We start from the raw sequence: 18691 nt of genomic DNA on the forward strand, positions 1-18691 counted from the left end.
CGAAAAAACAATCCTTATCAGTGTTTCATCGTGGTTATATTTTCATCTATATACACACTCTTCACATTGCGGTAAATAGTTATGATGATAGCAATAGCTACAGCTGTTTCGGCTGCGGCAATAGCAATAGCGAACAATGCGAAGAAAAGGCCTTCCATCTGCCCCGGATAAAGAAACCGGTTAAAGATCACAAAATTCAGGTCGGCAGCATTCAACATCAACTCTATCGACATTAATACCATCAGCATATTTTTTCGAGACAGAAAACCGTATACTCCGATAAAAAACATCAGTGTACTTACTGCAAGATATGCTTCCATCGGAACAGTAAAGGTTTCTACAAGAAATCCATTCATATTATTTTATTATTAAGCTTTTGACTCTATTTTCGAAAAATCAACGTTTACGGGCAATCATGATACCTCCGATGATACATGCCAGCAGCAACAAACTGATAGCCTCGAAAGGTAACAGGTATTGGTACTTATCGGTACCCATCATAGCAGTACCTAACTGTGTCATATCAAGGTTCGACTCCATATAAACATAAACACGATTTACATTATAGTAAATTATATGTCCGCAAATACCTAAACCTGCGAGAGCAGCAACAGCAGCCAGAATCATCCTCTTCGGTTTTTCGAATTGTACATCTTCACCCGGACGATTAGTTAATAAAATAGAGAAGATGAACAATACCATCACACCTCCGGCATAAACAGCAACTTGTACTGCAGCCAGAAACTGGTAATCCATCATCAAGTATAATCCGGCGGTCGCCAACAATACAAACAATAAATAAGTTGCCGAGCGGATTATCAATCGCGAAGTGACAGCCATCAGAGAACATCCGACTATTACTAACGCTAAAACGCAAAATACAATGAGCTGTGCCATAATCAATCTATACGTATTCGATTATTTATTCTTTAGTCACATTATCTGTTCCGGCATCTGTAGACGGAGCAGTTGTTACATTATCTTCTTTTTTCTCTACAACAGGTGCCTCTACTGCAACAGCAGGCTCTGCCGGCTCAGGCTTTACAGCAGGAGCTTCCGCTACAGGCTTAGGAGCAGCAGGTTTTGGCTCCGGTTTCTTCTTTTCTTTCAGCTTAGACCCCGGACGATTTAACGTCAACTCTAATCCTTTGCGGGTAAACATCGCACCTTCGAAGTTATTGCTGAAAACAATCGCATCCGAAGGACATGTTAATACGCACAGGTTACAGAATGTACATAAACCCAGATTGTAGTGATACTCATCCAGAATTTTCTTCTTTTTACCGTCTTCGGTCTCGATCATTCTTGAACGTACCTCAATAGTACCATTCGGACAGTTTATCTGACAGATACCACAAGCAGTACAATTGTGCTCGTTGTTATCATCGTGAGGCATTACAAGTTCGCAACGAAAACGGTCAGATATAACCAACGTATCCCTGTTTTCGGGATATTGAGAGGTTACCTTCTTCGATACCAGCTCTTTCCAAGTCACCGTCATGCCCGTAAGCAATGATCCTATGCCCTGAAATAAGCCTTTAAAATATTGTGAAACTGAACTCATTTCCTTCTAGTTAAAGTATATTAAAAATATCTTTCAATGTCAAACCTGCCAATACAATAATAACCATCAACAAAATGTTGAACATATTGATCGGAAGCAGGTATTTCCACTCCAATGTAAGTAACTGGTCGATACGCAAACGGGGGAATGTCCAACGCACCCATAAGCTTATAAATACCAATACTCCGGTTTTACCAAAGAACCATACATAAGAGGGTATATAATTCATCACCTGATTGAATCCATCCCAACCTTGTACCTGAATAGGCATCCAGCCCCCGAGGAACACAGTAGTGGCAATGGCAGCGATAATAAACATATTCAAGTATTCGGCCAAATAGAAGAACCCGAACTGAAGCCCCGAATATTCGGTATGATATCCGGCAGTCAACTCCGACTCGGCTTCCGGCAAGTCGAAAGGCCCGCGGTTAGTTTCGGCATGACCTGAGATCAGATAAATCACAAATGCAATAACCGAAGCAATATGTCCGTTAAATAGATTCCAACAATAAGCCTGACTTTCGATCATTGTCGAAAACTGCATAGTCCCTGAAAGAACAACCATGGTCATCAACGAAAATCCGGCAGACAATTCGTAGCTGATAAACTGTGCCCCACTTCGCATTGCACCGATCATCGAGTATTTATTATTACTGGACCACCCAGCCAAAAGAACCCCTACAATACCGAGCGAAGATACAGCTATCACATAAAATACTCCGATATTAAAATCGAGAGCCTGCAAGCCTTCTCCAAAAGGGATAGCCCCGAATGTAAGCATAGAAGCCACAATCATAAAGAAAGGAGCTGTATAAAACAAGAACTTGTCGACGTTATCAACATGTATAATCTCCTTTATCAGGATCTTGATCATATCGGCAACACTCTGTATCATACCGTATTTACCTACACGATTAGGCCCTAAACGAGCCTGAAAGAATGCTGTAATTTTTCGTTCTGCATAGATAAGAATCAGAGCTATAACTGCATAAGCTGTCAATAGAGCAACTCCGATAAGAACAAACTCAATAGCCAATACCCCCCAGGTAGGAAGATTCTCGCTTAAGAATGTATCGAACATAGTTGTCAACCTTGAAAGCTCCAATGGTCTTGAAATATCTAACAACATATTTGTATATTGATAATATAAGTAATCTAAAGTTAACGGTCGATGTCAGGAATCACATAGTCCATAGACCCTCCGATGCTGATAAAATCCGAAAGTTTTTCGCCCTTACAAATCAAAGGCATAACCGAAACGGCAGCCATAGACGGAGACCTGAATTTCAAGCGATAAGGAAACTTATCGCCCCGGCTTTCAATAAAAACACCGAATTCACCACGACCAGCTTCTGCTTTTTGATAGAACTCGCCTTCCGGTAATTTAATAATAGCTTTGGTCTTAGCCTGAAAATCTCCATCGGGAACATTATCGATCAACTGCTCTATAATATGCAATGACTCTTCAATCTCATCCAGACGGTTTTTGTAACGCGCAAATGCATCGCATTCTGTACGGATTACCTCCTTAAATTCGACCTTATCGTAAAGGGCGTAAGGATGATATTTCCGCACATCGCAAGAGAAGCCCGAACCACGTCCGGCAGGACCTGTTACTCCGTACGAAATAGCATCCTCGCGGGACAAGATACCTAATCCCTCCATACGACCGATAGCGATAACGTTTCCTGTAAATAAACGGTGATATTCGGTGAGTCTCTCTCTCATATATATAATGAAAGCCTTCACATCTTTCTGGAAGTCATTATAAATATCGAACATCACACCACCAACCACATTATAATTGACAATAAGGCGACCTCCCGAGGTCTTTTCGAAAATCTGCAATATGTGCTCACGTTCGCGAACTCCATAAATAAAAGCAGTAGTAGCACCTAAGTCCATACACATACTGGCCCAACCTATCAAGTGTGAATCGACACGGTTTAGTTCGTCCATGATGGTACGTATATATTGTGCTCTTTCGGGAATTTCTATTTGCGCAGCCTTTTCCACACACATACACAAGGCATGACGGTTGATACTGGCCGATAAATAATCAAGACGATCTGTAAAGTGTAATATCTGAGGATAAGTTAGCTTTTCGCTCAACTTTTCGATCCCTCTGTGTATATAACCACTGTGAACATCTATTTTTTTCACAATTTCACCATCCAAAGCCATACGGAAGTGCATTACTCCGTGAGTCGAAGGGTGTTGAGGTCCAACATTGATTATATAATCATCTTTTTCAAATATCTCTACGATATCTTCTTTCAACCCTTGCGGAGTTTCCATGATACGGGGAGCAATATCCTCGATCTCTTTACTTTCCACAACTACAGGGTTCAATATAGGATCCGGGTCATAATCTTTTCTCAACGGAAAACCTCTCCAATCCGAATTCAAGAAGAAGCGTCGCATATCAGGATTATTAATAAACCTGATACCAAGCATCGCATATACTTCCCGTTCGTTATAGTGAGCTGTTTCCCAGAGGTCAGTAACTGAATACAAGAGCGGATTCTGACGATCATCTGTACTTACCTGAAGAACTACTTCTTTGGTTAAGTCTTTTGATGAAGACAACACGTAGTTAACCCCAAGTGTCTCTCCCCGGTCAACTCCGGTCAGCATAGCCAAATAGTCGAAAGGCAGATCTGCATTGTAACGAAGAGTTTTCGCCAAATGATGCAGTTTATCCTTTTCTACTATTACAGTCAATATCTGCTTATCTTCTGCAACAATCGCTTCGGGTACTGCTTTTAAGATTATACTTTTGATATTTTCCATTGATCACTTATAAGAATCGATCTTTCGATATTACTTTTTCACTTTGAACACGAATCTTTCGAGCTTTATCTTTCTCTGCAATTGCATCAACCCGTAAAATAAAGATTCGGGGCGAGGCGGACAGCCCGGGATATATACATCCACAGGGATTATCTCATCTACACCTTTAACTACATGGTATGAATCCACAAACGGACCTCCTGAAATAGCACAGCTACCCATAGCAACAACATACTTTGGTTCAGCCATCTGATCGTATACGCGCTTCAACAAAGGAGCCATTTTATGCACGATAGTTCCGGCAACAACCATTGTATCGGCCTGACGGGGACTATTACGGGTAACCTCCATTCCAAAACGGGCAATATCGAAGTGAGCACCTGCTGCCGCCATAAACTCGATACCACAGCAGCTTGTTGCAAAAGCCAAAGGCCATACCGAATTGGAACGTCCCCAGTTGATCAGATCATCCAGAGCGCCAACCACGATAGGCACACCACCGGCGCGCAACTCTTCTGCATATTTTTCCAGGTATTCATTATCTCTGAACTCTTCGTTCGGAATACCTTTTATATAGATTTTTTTTACTTCCATTGTAATACTCCTTTCTTCCATGCATAAGCCAGACCTAAACCTAAAATAAATATAAAGAACAGTATACTATACAGCCCCGGCATACCTAAGCTACGAACCACTGTTGCCCATGGAAAAAGAAATATAGTTTCGACATCGAACATCAGGTAAAGTATAGCATACAGGTAGTAACCAACACGAAACTGCATCCATGAAGTACCTTTAGTAGGCACCCCACACTCATAAGCCTGACCTTTTTGGGCATTAAATGATTTAGGAGAAAGCAATATAGCCATTCCCAATCCTGCGCAAACTAAAGTCAAACCGGTAATGAATACAACTAAAAAAAGAGAAGAATCCATATTTTGATATTCAAAAATTCAAGCATTATCAATCGGAAAAGACAAATGATAGCCCAAATTATAAACTGCACTTGTCATATTCGATGCAAAAGTAAAGTTTTTTTTTAATGAACAAAAGAAAAGATATAAATAAAAGCTATCAACAATATTCATTAGACATCTTTATTAACAGAATCATACTTATAAAATGAATTTATAAGACATTTATTACATATAATAGGATACTTTAATTAAAGTAAAATCGTATTTTTGCAGACTATCAGCCATAATGTGTTTGGCTTTATCCTCAGATTATTATAAAATTTTCGGTACATGGACACAATTGATTGGAAAAATTTATCATTCGGTTATTTGAAAACCGACTTTAACGTCAGAAGCTATTTCAAAGACGGTCAGTGGAGCAAACCTCAGGAAACAACATCTGAAAGTATCGACATCCATATGGCTGCAACATGTCTCCATTATGGACAAGAAGCTTTTGAGGGACTAAAAGCATTTCGAGGAAAAGATGGAAAAATCCGTATCTTCAGACTAGAAGAAAATGCACTTCGCATGCAGTCATCGTGCCGCGGCATACTCATGCAAGAACTTCCAATTGAAATTTTTGAAGAGACTGTTCTAAAAGCAGTCAAACTAAACGAAAAATATGTACCGCCATACGAGAGTGGAGCAGCATTATATATCCGTCCGTTACTGATAGGCACAAGCCCTCAAGTAGGAGTAAAAGCTTCCAAAGAATATTTATTCCTTGTTTTTGTTACTCCGGTCGGACCATATTTCAAAGAAGGCTTTAAGCCAACCCCACTTGTTATCTTAAGGAGTTTTGACAGGGCGGCACCCCAGGGAACCGGCACATATAAAATAGGAGGCAACTATGCCGCCAGCCTCGTTGCCGGAGAAAAAGCACATCAGATGGGATACTCTGCTGTATTATACCTTGACCCAAAGGAAAAAAAATACATTGATGAAGGAGGCCCTGCAAACTTTTTTGCAATAAAAGGTAATACATACATAACCCCTGCATCAAGTTCAATACTCCCATCGATTACTAACAAAAGTCTGATTCAGTTAGCCGAAGACATGGGTATGACAATAGAACGCAGACCTGTTCTCGAAGAAGAGCTATCTACATTCGACGAAGCCGGTATTTGCGGAACGGCAGCCGTAATCAGTCCGGTTGAACGTATCGACGATATTGAAGAAAATAAATCGTATAAATTCACAAAAGACGGAATAGCAGGCCCTGTTTCCACTAAATTATACAACAAACTAAGGGCAATCCAATACGGAGATGAGCCCGACACTCATAATTGGGTTACAATTGTGGAATAAATATTCCATTTTTGTAATTACCTACAGCAATAAATAAAATAGTTACGTGCATATGGATAACGAGCAACCACAAATGATATTAAGAACCGACGACCTTGTGAAAAAATACAAATCGCGGACAGTTGTCAACCATGTATCTATTGAAGTTAAACAAGGTGAGATTGTTGGTCTTCTCGGCCCTAACGGAGCGGGTAAGACCACAACTTTTTATATGACAGTAGGCCTTGTTATGCCTAATGCAGGGCGGATATTCCTGGACAATACCGAAATAACAAAAGACCCTGTATACAAAAGAGCACAACAAGGTATAGGTTATCTGGCGCAAGAAGCATCCATCTTCCGGAAAATGACCGTCGAAGACAACATACGGGCGGTATTGGAAATGACAGGGCAACCGAAAGAATACCAGAAAGAAAAACTGGAAAACCTTATTGCTGAGTTTGGATTACAAAAAGTCCGCAAAAACCTGGGAGACCGGTTGTCCGGAGGAGAACGGCGAAGAGCTGAAATCGCCCGTTGTTTGGCTATAGACCCAAAATTCATTATGCTTGACGAACCTTTTGCCGGAGTAGACCCGATAGCAGTACAAGACATACAGGAAATCGTAGCCAAGTTAAAATATAAAAACATTGGGATCTTAATTACCGACCACAATGTAGACGAAACATTGAGCATTACCGACCGCGCCTATCTCCTGTTCGAGGGTAGGGTTTTATTTCAGGGTACCCCCGAGGAATTAGCGGCAAATGAAATTGTTAAAGAAAAATATTTAGGACGGGATTTCGAATTAAAGAGAAGACCGACCGAACATCTTCGAGAATTGTAGAATAAAAAAAAAGATATATCTTTGCTTCGAATGGGGAGACTGCTCGCGATAGATTATGGGACTAAACGTACTGGTTTAGCGGTAACTGATCCTCTCAAGATCATTGCTACTGGACTTACAACTGTACCAACCCACACCCTTTTGACTTATTTGAAAGAATATTTTAATAGGGAAAGTATTGAAGAAGTCATAATAGGGATGCCTAAAAAATTGAATAATGAATCGTCTGAAAACATGAAAAATGTTAAAATTTTCATATCTCAATTCATTAAAAATTTCCCGGACATGCCTATAATTGGTTACGACGAACGATTCACCTCAGCCCTCGCCCAGAAAAGTATGATTGAAGGAGGCTTAAAAAAGAAAGACCGGCAGAACAAGGCTCTTATTGACGAAATAAGCGCAACCATTATTCTGCAGGATTATATGGAAAGCCTAATATACAAAAATAAAAATTTATGATACTCCCTATATACTTATATGGCCAGCCTGTTTTAAGGAAAGTAGCTCACGATATTGACAAAAGCTACCCCAATCTTGCTAATCTTATCGAAAACATGTTTGAAACTATGTACAATGCAGATGGTGTAGGATTGGCAGCCCCACAGATAGGGTTAGACATCCGTATATTTGTTATAGATTTAGAACCGCTTGCGGAAGACGAACCCCAATATCATGGATTTAAAAAGGTATTTATAAACCCTCAAATACTCGACCGGACAGGCGAAATTGTCAACATTCAAGAAGGGTGTCTTAGCATACCAGGCATTAACGAAACCGTATCCAGAGAAGAAACTATCACAATAAAATATGTCGATGAAAATTTTGTCGAACATGTGGAGGTATATTCCGAATTCTTTGCCCGTTGTATCCAGCACGAATACGACCATTTGGAAGGAAAACTTTTTATCGATAAGATTTCAGGAATCAGAAAACAATTAATAAAATCAAAACTCAACAATCTGATAAAGGGACGGGTAAACTGTTCTTACAGAACAAAAGCAATTCAAAAATAAACCATAATAACTTTATGAAGACCAAACTGCTTTTATTAACAACACTAATGGTGTTATTTTTGGGGTCTTGTGTAACCCCCAAAGATACTAACCTATTGCAGGATATACCTAAAAATTATCCTATTGATGTCAATTTGAACAATGACTATAAAGTCATTCCCGGCGATCAGCTTGTATTAAAGATATTTACACTTGATGAAAGTATGCAGGAACTTTTCTCAGCCTATATAGAAACCAAGTCAACCGGCATAGTATCAGCAAACACATCACAAAGAACAGATAATGTTCTGAACGTATATTCGGACGGAACTGTTAAAATACCATATTTAGGCAATATACTAGTAGAAGGATATACAATACCAGAAATAAAGAAAATACTGGAAGATAAATTCACATCGTTTTCACCAAACCTAACCGTTGATGTAAACCTTCAAAACAGATATTTCTCGGTTCTGGGAAAAGCCGGACAAGGACGGGTCTCTATGCCGTTACACAAAATCAACATCTTTCAGGCATTGGCTCTGTCAGGACCTTTTGATAAATTTGGTGACAGGACAAGAGTCAAAATTATAAGACAAACCCCGAATGGAACAGAAGTAAAAACTTTTGATATCAGATCTAAAGATATTGTTGACTCTGAATATTATTACATACAACCTAATGACGTTATATATGTGAGTGAAATGTCCAGAACATTCTTTGGACGAGTAACATCATTTACAGGAGTTCTTGGCCTTTTTGGTATTCTGGGTACTATAGTTGGAGCAGTAACTTTAATCAGCAGATTGACAAAATGAAAACAATATATAAATACATAAACCTTTATTTTCTTTTGGGATTAATTGTAACTATAGGTCTACTTAACAATTCTTGTACGTCTCCCAAAACAACTAATTTATTACAGGAAAAAACACCTGTTTATCCGGCGAAACCATATAAGGACTACAAACTGCAAATAAATGACGAAATCTATTGTTCTATCTTCACGAACAATAAAGATTTTACAGATGTTTTTAATGGAATAATAAGCGCTGATGCAACAACCAGTTCATCCTATACAATTTATGATACAGGGAATATCACAGTCCCATTCTTTGGGGATATCCATCTATTAGGACAAAGTATTCCTGAAGCTGAAGAAACGGTTCAAAACAAAATGCGTCAGGCAATACCTGATGCTCAGGTAAAAATATTTCTGAAAAACAATAAATACTATATAGTATCAGAAGGGAAGAATGGTACATATGATATATACAAAGACAATATGACAATCTTTCAGGCATTAGCTATTTCCGGTATTCCTGATAGTGATTACGAGACAGGGAAAGTGAAAATCATCCGCCAAGATGAAACTGGTAGGTCTATTGTCAAACAATTTGATTTAAGGTCAGAGTCCATTATTGAGTCTGAATTTTACTACATCAAACCAAACGATTTAATCTACTATTCTACCAGTAAATCAGCGTTCTTCAGAATAACATCATTCCAATCACTGGTCTCAACTCTGTTAGCGCCAATATCTGTAGTATTAACAATCTTGGCCCTTAGAGTCAATTAAAATAAACCCGATCAATAAAGGGTAACTTATGGAACAAAATATAAATACAACTAGACCCAATGATTACGGAGCAGATCCGTATTTTGATGAGGTACAAGCCAAATCGAAGTTCTCTTTCGACTTTGTATTGTGGTTTTATCGTATATTGAAATACTGGTACTTATTTGTTCTATCACTCGCTTTATTCTTAGGATATGCCTATCTTAAAAATAAAAGCTGGACGCCACTATATCGTTCCGGAGCTGTACTTATGATGGAATCCAGAGGGAATTCGGGTGTAGCAATGGGTGCAGTACAACTAGGTAGTTTAGTTCAGAACTCTGTCAATCAGCAAATGATACTGAACTCATATGATATGGTTGTAAGAACGGTTGCCAAGTTACCTCAGATGAGAGTCGATTACTTTCTAAAGACAAAATTCAAAACAGAGAATCTATATGGGGTGACTCCTATTACAATAGAAGCTAAATATGTTGCACCCAGTGCATATAGTATAGTCTTTGAAGTAGAACCCATAGACTCAGATAAGTGCCGTATATTTTATCCGGGCTCTGAGAATACCGCTCCATTTTCGATGGAAGTGCCCTATAACCAATACGTGCAGGAATCTAGATTCTACATCAAGATAAATAAAACCGATAGATTTACACCTAATTTTACACCTTTCAGCTTTAGATTTATATCCAAAGAAGAATTAATAGGTCGTTATACAGGCCGTACATCCTCCGGCTATCAAAGAGAAGGGTCTTCTGCTTTAGCAATATCAATCTACGGAACCAGCCCTGCTCAGGATGTTGATTTTCTCAAAGCTTTATTAAAAGAATTTGAAGAATACAACCTCACCTTAAAGAATGAAGCTGCAGATAGGACTATAGCATTTATTGACCGGCAGATGACGTTGATATCCGACTCTTTGGAACAATCAGAACAGACATTCAAGACATTCCAGGATGAAACCGGGCTTTATCGAATACAAGGAGGTGATCAAAGAGCAGACAGAGATGCTGTTCTTCAAGGAATTGCAGAAAACAAGGCGCAGGAAGAACTTATCCTCAGATTAACTGATGAAATCAACAACTCAATATTAAGTAATACAGAGTTGATCGATCCTAGTGCATTCGGAATCAGTGATACAAAATTGTCTCAATCAGTAGGTGAATATAATAAGATAGTAAAAAAACTGGCAAGTATGGGAGAAGCTCATCCATTGTATGCTAAAAGCGAACAATCGATGAATAATCTGCGGATAAAAATACTTGAAGACTTACGGAATGCACAGGATAAAGTTCAGGAGAAAAAAGAAAACTTAAACTCAAGACTGGCTAGTGTGGAATCCGAAATGTCTACTTTACCTGCTCAGGAAAGAGAATATGCCAGATATGAAAAACGGTATCAGGTAAATGATGCTTACTACACATACCTCCGTAATAAAAGGTATGAGGCTACAATACAAAAAGCATCTAATATCCCTGACAACTTTGTATTGGAAGAACCACGTCAATTAGGAGGTCCGGTAAATGGAGATGAAAAGAAAAAAACATATACTTTCTATCTTGCCATAGGACTAGCTATACCGTTGATTTTTGTAATCTGTAAAGAAGAATTATTCAACTATGCCATCTCAACAAAAGAAGATTGCGAGCGTTTATCAGGACTCCCTGTTATAGGTACGATCGAAAACATCTCCAAAAAGATGTCATCGAACAGTACTACTCTTGTAAAGAACTTCCCAAAATCGAGTTTTGCCGAGTCATTCCGTAATATGAGGATCCGGTTAGAGTATATGGCACAGAAAGAAACCGGAATCTCGGTTTTGGTAACTTCTGCCGAGCCCGGAGATGGTAAAACATTTATTGCAGGAAATATTGCTTCGGTATATCAACTAACAGGCCGTAGGGTTGTGCTAATCGACTTCGACTTACGTCGTCCGTCGGTAGCCAAACTCCTTAACCTGCAAAGTAAAAAAGGCGTATCAAACTTTCTTATCGGACAGGTATCATTAGATGAGATCACAGTTACCCATCCTGAATACGAATTCGATGTTATAACAGCAGGAACACTCCCTCCTAATCCGAGTGAGTTGATAAAGACAAAAAAGACTAAAGACCTCATCGAGTATCTTAAAACCAAGTATGACTATGTGGTTGTAGACTGTAGTCCGATTGGGCTTGTATCCGATGCATATATTTTATCTAAATATGTAGATACATCACTCTTCGTGGTAAGAAGGGCTAAAACCAATAAAGCTTTCTTCAAGAGCGTAGTCAACCAGATGCGAAACGACGGTTTAGATCATGTTGCAATAGTATTTAATGATGTGAAAGGCCGCGAAGGATATTATGGAACTTCGAGATACTACGGAGATAAATCATACTATCTGAAACGGAACTCGTATTACCATGACGATTATTTCGAAAAATAAAAAAATCTATAAAAAGAGGGACATAAAATGTTCCTCTTTGTTTTTCTAATACTAGATTTCATATATTTGCCCCTGATAAATAAACATTAAGCAACGAGTATCCTTAATAAAAAATAGTAAGACATACTTCAGCTTAAAGATGAATACTATCCAAAGCGGCTAAATATTATAGTTATTGTGAAAAAATACCTCATTCTTCTGCTAACAGCATTAAACTCAATTGTTCTTTCGGCACAGATAAACACCGAAAGAGTTACCCTGATTGGACGTAATGCCTTATATTTCGAAGATTATGTACTAGCAATACAATACTTCAATCAGGTAATCAAAGCGAAACCTTATTTGGCCGAACCCTATTACTACAGGGCAATAGCTAAGTTCTATCTCGACGATTTTAAAGGCGCCGAAGATGACTGCACACTATGTATAGACAAAAATCCGTTCTATATAAATGCTTTCCAGTTGCGGGCCGATGCCAGACAAAGCCAAAAGAATTATGACGGAGCATTAGAAGATTATACAGCCAGCCTGAAAAACAATCCTACAGATAAATTCATATTGATAAATCTGGGAATTGTTAATATCGAAAAGAAAGATTTTGATGCTGCGGAGAGCTATCTGGACCAGCTGGTAACCCTTAACCCTAACTATACACAAGGTATATTGACGCGGGGAAGTCTGTATCTCGAAAAAGGCGATACTATCAAAGCTCTAGAGGATTATAATCTGGCAATAGAAAAAGACAAATACTTTGCACCTTCTTATTCTATGAGAGCAGGTGTTAATCTGGCTCAGAAGAAATATGACGAAGCTTTAGCCGATTACGACGAAGCGATCAAGTTAGATCCGCTATCAACAGGCAGCTATATAAACAGAGGGCTTACCAAGTATTACAAAAATGACTTACGAGGCTCTATGGCCGACTATGACCATGTAATAGAATTAGATCCCAGCAACTTGCTCGCCCGGTTCAACAGGGCATTATTACGCGCACAGGTAGGAGATAACAATAGAGCCATCTCCGATTTTGATTTCGTAATCAGCAATGAACCCGAAAATTATATAGCCTATATGAACCGTGCTATGCTCCGGAACGAAATAGGTGATATGAGAGGAGCACTCTCCGACTTAGATATTGTACTTACCGAACATCCCGACTTCTATCAGGGATATTACTTTAAGTCGGAAATAAAAAGGAAGTTGAACAACCTCAAAGACGCAGAGCAAGACTATCTGCTTGCACGCAGAATAGAGGAAAAGACAAAACGTGATGTATTATCCGGAAAGGAAAGTAAAAAAGACGATGATAAAACCAGAGAAAGTTCTGACAAAACAATCGACAAATTTAACTTACTGGTTGTAGCCGATAAGGAAGAAGAAGCAAAGAGCAAATACAACAGCGAAGTCAGAGGAAAGATACAGAACAAACAAGTAAATATAGAATTGGAACCGACTTTCATAGTTTCTTATTATGAAAAGCCAACCGAGATTCAAAAATACACCCATTATAACAAAGAAGTTGAATCTATTAACAAGCAAGGTGTATTGAGCAGGAAATTACTCATTACTAATCAGGAAGCACCGCTCGACAGCACACAAGTCGGCATACACTTCGGATCTATAAATGAGTACTCAAAACTGATAGCCGAGCAACCCGAAAATACGCTTTACCATTTTGGACGGGCACTCGATAACATTCTGGTACAGGACTTTGCCAGCGCTATCGAAGACCTTAACAAAGCAATTGCAATAGATCCGAAATTTACTTTAGCATACTTTAATCTGGCTGTTGCATATACTAAGCAGTTAAAATCAAAGGAGCTTTTACCTGAACTATATTCTCAGAACAACAGTTCGGAGCTAAGCATCAATATGCAACTGGGAGGTAACAAAACAGTGAAGGCAGGTAATACCGGACAAGAAGTAAATATAAAAACGATTAACTCCAAATTCGAATACGAGTCGGCTTTGAATAATTACGGCAAAGTAATCGAATTATCTCCCGACTTTGTTTATGCCTACTATAACAGAGCCGAGATGAAAGCCATGCAGAACGATTATCGTGCCGCCATTCTCGACTATAATGAAGCAATTAAACGGAGCAATGATTTTGCCGAAGCTTACTTCAACAGAGGATTGTGCCGGTTGAGAATAAAAGATACTGAAAGAGGCTTGGACGATCTACGTAAAGCAGGAGAACTTGGCATTATCAATGCATACAGCATTATCAAGCGAATGACCGAATAAGAATGGACACCTATGATAGATAACGGAGGTATTTATCAAGTAAAGATGTTAACCAGATACACTCTTATCTCTGTATTCTCGTTCATACTAGCAGGTATCAGTTCTATTTTTCTGGCCAGAGGTACTTTTACCACCCGTCCGGAAGTCATCAATCAAATGTACCCCGACAGGTATCTCATAATCGGAGCCACTATACTCACGCCCATCTTCTTCATCTGTGGATGGGCAACCTATACATACGGAAGAAGATTCGGAAAGATGACTCTTCCCCTCATTTTAGGGATGCTCAGCATCCCCGGGTTCATACTCTTCTATCTCCTATGGGGTTTACAGGCTTGCCTTGCCATGATAAATTCTTAGAAACAAGACTTCCCTAAAAATTTATCCGTTACAAATGCCTGCAATTACATAAATTGTGTAATTTTACGGTCTTAAAATTTCATTATTATCTTCACTTGTAAGAAGGTAAATAAAACAATAGACAAATGATTAAAATTACATTTCCGGATGGTTCGGTAAGAGAGTTCCCTAAAGGAACAACCTCAATGCAAATTGCAGAAAGCATTAGTTCGAGATTAGCTCAGGAAGTTATAGCTTCAAGCGTAAACGGGCAAACATGGGACTTAACGCGCCCTATTGACGAAGACTCTACTGTAAGCTTACTTAAATGGGACGACGAAGAAGGCAAACATGCTTACTGGCACTCATCGGCACACCTTATGGCCGAAGCCGTACAGGAGTTGTATCCTCATGCAAAATTCGGAATAGGTCCTGCCATAGAAAATGGATTTTACTATGATATAGACTTCGGTGACACACCCGTCAAAGATGCAGATTTCCCTGCGATCGAGAAGAAGATGAAGGAGCTTATTGCCAACAAAGAAGCAATTGTCCGCAAGAGCATATCAAAATCAGATGCTTTAAAAATGTTCGGTGAACGTAACGAAGGCTACAAAGTTGAGTTGATCAACGATCTTGCCGACGGAACTATCACCACATACACACAAGGATCATTTACCGACCTTTGTCGTGGGCCACACTTGCCCAATACATCATATATCAAAGCGGTAAAAATACTCAGCGCCGCCGGTGCTTACTGGCGTGGTGACGAAAAACGTAAACAATTGACCCGCTTATACGGTATCACATTCCCAAAACAAAAGATGCTGGACGACTACCTGACTCTTTTGGAAGAAGCCAAAAAGCGTGACCACCGTAAGATAGGTAAAGAACTGGAACTGTTCGCATTCTCACAGAATGTAGGACAAGGACTTCCATTGTGGTTGCCAAGAGGAACCCAATTACGCCTCCGTCTTGAAGACTTCTTGAAAAAAATTCAAAAACAGTTCGACTACGATCAGGTTATGACTCCACATATCGGAGCAAAACAATTGTATGTTACATCGGGGCACTATGCAAAATATGGAAAAGACTCTTTCCAGCCTATCCATACACCTGAAGAAAACGAAGAGTTTCTGCTTAAACCAATGAACTGTCCTCACCACTGTGAGATATATAAAGTTATACCACGGTCGTACAAAGACCTTCCGCTTCGCCTTGCCGAATTCGGAACAGTATACCGTTACGAACAAAGCGGCGAGTTACACGGATTGACACGGGTTCGCGGATTTACTCAGGATGATGCACATATCTTCTGTACTCCCGACCAGTTAAAAGCTGAGTTTCTGAAAGTTGTCGATATTATCTTTATCATATTCAAGGCGCTGGATTTCGAGAACTTCGAAGCCCAGATCTCATTAAGAGACCCCGAAAATAAAGAGAAGTATATCGGATCGGAAGAAAACTGGCAAAAAGCCGAAGCTGCTATTATTGAAGCATGTCAGGAAAAAGGACTTCCGGCAAGAATAGAACTTGGCGAAGCCGCATTCTATGGACCCAAGCTCGACTTTATGGTCAAAGATGCACTCGGTCGTCGTTGGCAGTTGGGAACTATACAGGTGGACTATAACCTACCCGAACGTTTCGGCTTGGAATACACCGGAGCCGATAATCAAAAACACTGCCCTGTTATGATTCACCGAGCACCTTTCGGCTCTATGGAACGCTTTATCGCAGTTCTTATAGAGCACACAGCTGGTAAATTCCCGCTTTGGCTGACTCCCGACCAGGTTGTAATTATGCCTATCAGTGAGAAATTCAACGACTATGCACATCGTGTAGCTGCATTCCTCAAAAGGCGTGATATCCGTACTCTGATTGATGACCGTAACGAAAAAATCGGCAGAAAAATCAGGGATAACGAATTAAAAAGAATCCCTTATTTGCTCGTTGTCGGAGAGAAAGAAGCAGAAAGTGAAGAAGTTTCGGTAAGAAAACAGGGTGAAGGTGATAAAGGTTCGATGAAAATTACTACCTTTGCCGATCAAATTGCAGAAGAAGCAGAGAAAATGATGAACGCCTGGAATAAATAAAGGTTGTAAAACTGTATCAAGAAAGGCTTTCGTCTTACAAAAAATAGATAATCAATTTAATAGACAATTAAAAAAACAGAAAATAGGTATATAATTTTTGAATGAGGAATAACAGAATCAATAACAACAAAAAAGAGGAACTTCACAGAATTAATGAAAAAATTCGTGTCCCTCAAGTTCGATTAGTCGGCGAAAATGTAGAGCAAGGAGTATATTCAACACACGATGCACTTAAACTTGCCGATGAAAAAGGTCTCGACCTGGTAGAGATTTCCCCAAATGCCGATCCTCCTGTTTGTCGTATTACTGATTATCAGAAATTTTTGTATCAACAAAAGAAAAAGCTGAAAGAACAAAAAGCCAAATCGGTAAAAGTAGTCGTTAAGGAGATTCGTTTCGGACCTCAAACCGATGACCACGATTTCAACTTCAAGCTGAAACATGCAAAATCATTCCTTGAAGAAGGTTCGAAAGTAAAAGCTTACGTATTTTTCAAAGGTCGCTCAATTCTGTTTAAGGAACAGGGAGAAGTTCTTCTTCTTCGTTTTGCTACCGAATTGGAAGATTTTGCGAAGGTAGACCAGTTGCCACAATTGGAAGGTAAAAAAATGATCATTATGCTATCTCCAAAAAAACAACCGGTAAAAGCTGTGGCACCGAAGGCACACGAAGAAAAAGCGTCTAAAGCTGCTAAAGAAGAGCCACAAGCTCAGGAAGAAGAAAATACTCAGGAAGCTTAAGAGAAACTAACTACGAAAGTAGTCTGTATTAAATATTAAAAACAAAGTATTAACAAGATGCCAAAAATGAAGACTAATTCCGGTGCCAAAAAAAGGTTCAGCCTTACCGGATCAGGAAAAATCAAAAGAAAACATGCTTTCAAAAGTCACATCTTGACTAAGAAAACTAAAAAACAGAAAAGAAACTTAACTCACACCGGTACAGTACATACCTCTGATGTGAAGAATGTTAAGCAATTGCTTGCATTAAAGTAAATTTTTCGAACTAAACAGTTTTCTTAAAGCAAAATTTGATTTATTAACAGGATGTATGCCATAAAGTGTTCTTAAAAAACAAAAGGAGAACCGCTAACATTCAAAACATCTTACAATTATGCCAAGATCGGTCAATCATGTTGCGTCACGCAACCGCAGAAAAAAAGTATTAAAATTAACAAGAGGCTATTACGGAGCACGCAAAAACGTATGGACAGTTGCCAAGAACACTTGGGAAAAAGGTCTTACTTATGCATTCCGCGACCGTCGTGCTAAAAAACGTAACTTCCGTGCACTTTGGATACAACGTATCAATGCTGCTGCACGTCTTGAAGGATTGTCTTATTCTCGTCTTATGGGTGCCCTTCACAAAAACGGAATCGAGATCAACCGCAAAGTTCTTGCTGACCTTGCAATGAATCATCCGGAAGCATTCAAAGCTATCGTAGACAAAGTGAAATAAATTTCACTTCAAAATAAAAAGCCGGTCAGAATTTTGAAGTGCCCCCCCAAAGTTGGACAATAAATTATTAACTATATTTAGATTGAGTTCGGTATTTTACCGGGCTCA

Annotated in this window: 20 protein-coding genes; 13 read left to right on the forward strand and 7 right to left on the reverse strand. The window is 39.2% G+C overall.

Annotated features, from left to right (window positions below; translation table 11 throughout):
* Positions 1 to 17: 17 nt before the first annotated feature.
* Genes nuoK through BUC12_RS12115 form a run of 7 tightly spaced genes read right to left on the reverse strand, consistent with a single transcriptional unit; the run spans position 18 to position 5292 of the window.
* Complete coding sequence (gene nuoK / locus BUC12_RS12085) at positions 18 to 356, reverse strand: NADH-quinone oxidoreductase subunit NuoK (protein ID WP_062177916.1); 339 nt, start codon at positions 354 to 356, stop codon at positions 18 to 20.
* 40 nt (positions 357 to 396) lie between these two features.
* Complete coding sequence (locus BUC12_RS12090) at positions 397 to 897, reverse strand: NADH-quinone oxidoreductase subunit J family protein (RefSeq protein ID WP_062177913.1); 501 nt, start codon at positions 895 to 897, stop codon at positions 397 to 399.
* A 25-nt stretch (positions 898 to 922) separates the two neighbouring features.
* Positions 923 to 1564: a 4Fe-4S binding protein gene (locus BUC12_RS12095; protein WP_062177909.1), complete on the reverse strand. Its 642-nt coding sequence runs from the start codon at positions 1562 to 1564 to the stop codon at positions 923 to 925.
* A 10-nt stretch (positions 1565 to 1574) separates the two neighbouring features.
* On the reverse strand, positions 1575 to 2693 hold the full coding sequence (nuoH, locus tag BUC12_RS12100; protein ID WP_062177906.1) for an NADH-quinone oxidoreductase subunit NuoH: 1119 nt from the start codon (positions 2691 to 2693) through the stop codon (positions 1575 to 1577).
* Positions 2694 to 2725: 32 nt separating this feature from the next.
* Complete coding sequence (locus BUC12_RS12105; RefSeq protein WP_062177901.1) at positions 2726 to 4357, reverse strand: NADH-quinone oxidoreductase subunit D; 1632 nt, start codon at positions 4355 to 4357, stop codon at positions 2726 to 2728.
* 30 nt (positions 4358 to 4387) lie between these two features.
* The gene (locus tag BUC12_RS12110) at positions 4388 to 4951 is read right to left on the reverse strand and encodes an NADH-quinone oxidoreductase subunit B (RefSeq protein ID WP_062177898.1); all 564 of its coding nucleotides are present in this window, start codon (positions 4949 to 4951) and stop codon (positions 4388 to 4390) included.
* The gene (locus tag BUC12_RS12115) at positions 4942 to 5292 is read right to left on the reverse strand and encodes an NADH-quinone oxidoreductase subunit A (RefSeq protein WP_062177894.1); all 351 of its coding nucleotides are present in this window, start codon (positions 5290 to 5292) and stop codon (positions 4942 to 4944) included. The genes BUC12_RS12110 and BUC12_RS12115 overlap by 10 nt, the downstream gene beginning before the upstream one ends.
* Before the next feature lie 312 nt (positions 5293 to 5604).
* Between BUC12_RS12115 and BUC12_RS12120 the strand changes: the two genes are divergently transcribed.
* The 13 genes from BUC12_RS12120 to rplT all read left to right on the forward strand — a co-directional run bounded on the left by BUC12_RS12120 (position 5605) and on the right by rplT (position 18583).
* The gene (locus BUC12_RS12120) at positions 5605 to 6624 is read left to right on the forward strand and encodes a branched-chain amino acid aminotransferase (protein ID WP_062177893.1); all 1020 of its coding nucleotides are present in this window, start codon (positions 5605 to 5607) and stop codon (positions 6622 to 6624) included.
* Between the two features lie 52 nt (positions 6625 to 6676).
* A complete protein-coding gene (gene lptB / locus BUC12_RS12125; protein WP_062177890.1) occupies positions 6677 to 7450 on the forward strand; it encodes an LPS export ABC transporter ATP-binding protein in 774 nt (257 codons plus the stop codon).
* Between the two features lie 30 nt (positions 7451 to 7480).
* Positions 7481 to 7912: a Holliday junction resolvase RuvX gene (gene ruvX, locus BUC12_RS12130; RefSeq protein ID WP_062177886.1), complete on the forward strand. Its 432-nt coding sequence runs from the start codon at positions 7481 to 7483 to the stop codon at positions 7910 to 7912.
* Entirely contained in the window at positions 7909 to 8466 is a 558-nt protein-coding gene (def, locus tag BUC12_RS12135) for a peptide deformylase (protein ID WP_062177883.1), read from the forward strand. Before ruvX ends, def begins: the two co-directional genes overlap by 4 nt.
* Positions 8467 to 8480: 14 nt before the next feature.
* A complete protein-coding gene (locus tag BUC12_RS12140; RefSeq protein WP_062177881.1) occupies positions 8481 to 9263 on the forward strand; it encodes a polysaccharide biosynthesis/export family protein in 783 nt (260 codons plus the stop codon).
* Complete coding sequence (locus BUC12_RS12145) at positions 9260 to 10024, forward strand: polysaccharide biosynthesis/export family protein (protein WP_062177878.1); 765 nt, start codon at positions 9260 to 9262, stop codon at positions 10022 to 10024. Before BUC12_RS12140 ends, BUC12_RS12145 begins: the two co-directional genes overlap by 4 nt.
* A 28-nt stretch (positions 10025 to 10052) precedes the next feature.
* The gene (locus BUC12_RS12150) at positions 10053 to 12446 is read left to right on the forward strand and encodes an exopolysaccharide transport family protein (protein ID WP_062177876.1); all 2394 of its coding nucleotides are present in this window, start codon (positions 10053 to 10055) and stop codon (positions 12444 to 12446) included.
* Positions 12447 to 12623: 177 nt separating this feature from the next.
* Positions 12624 to 14693 (forward strand): tetratricopeptide repeat protein, encoded by a 2070-nt coding sequence (locus tag BUC12_RS12155; RefSeq protein WP_062177873.1) that lies wholly within the window; start codon positions 12624 to 12626, stop codon positions 14691 to 14693.
* Between the two features lie 12 nt (positions 14694 to 14705).
* A complete protein-coding gene (locus BUC12_RS12160; protein ID WP_062177869.1) occupies positions 14706 to 15053 on the forward strand; it encodes a hypothetical protein in 348 nt (115 codons plus the stop codon).
* 125 nt (positions 15054 to 15178) lie between these two features.
* Entirely contained in the window at positions 15179 to 17125 is a 1947-nt protein-coding gene (thrS, locus tag BUC12_RS12165; protein WP_062177865.1) for a threonine--tRNA ligase, read from the forward strand.
* Between the two features lie 101 nt (positions 17126 to 17226).
* Positions 17227 to 17865, forward strand: coding sequence for a translation initiation factor IF-3 (gene infC / locus BUC12_RS12170; protein ID WP_394333933.1), 639 nt, complete (start codon positions 17227 to 17229; stop codon positions 17863 to 17865).
* Between the two features lie 57 nt (positions 17866 to 17922).
* Positions 17923 to 18120 (forward strand): 50S ribosomal protein L35, encoded by a 198-nt coding sequence (rpmI, locus tag BUC12_RS12175; RefSeq protein WP_062177861.1) that lies wholly within the window; start codon positions 17923 to 17925, stop codon positions 18118 to 18120.
* Between the two features lie 118 nt (positions 18121 to 18238).
* Entirely contained in the window at positions 18239 to 18583 is a 345-nt protein-coding gene (gene rplT, locus BUC12_RS12180) for a 50S ribosomal protein L20 (protein ID WP_062177858.1), read from the forward strand.
* Positions 18584 to 18691 lie beyond the last annotated feature (108 nt).

Origin of the sequence: Indolivaga macrotermitis (assembly GCF_900128985.1) — a bacterium.
GTDB lineage: Bacteria > Bacteroidota > Bacteroidia > Bacteroidales > Dysgonomonadaceae > Dysgonomonas_A > Dysgonomonas_A macrotermitis.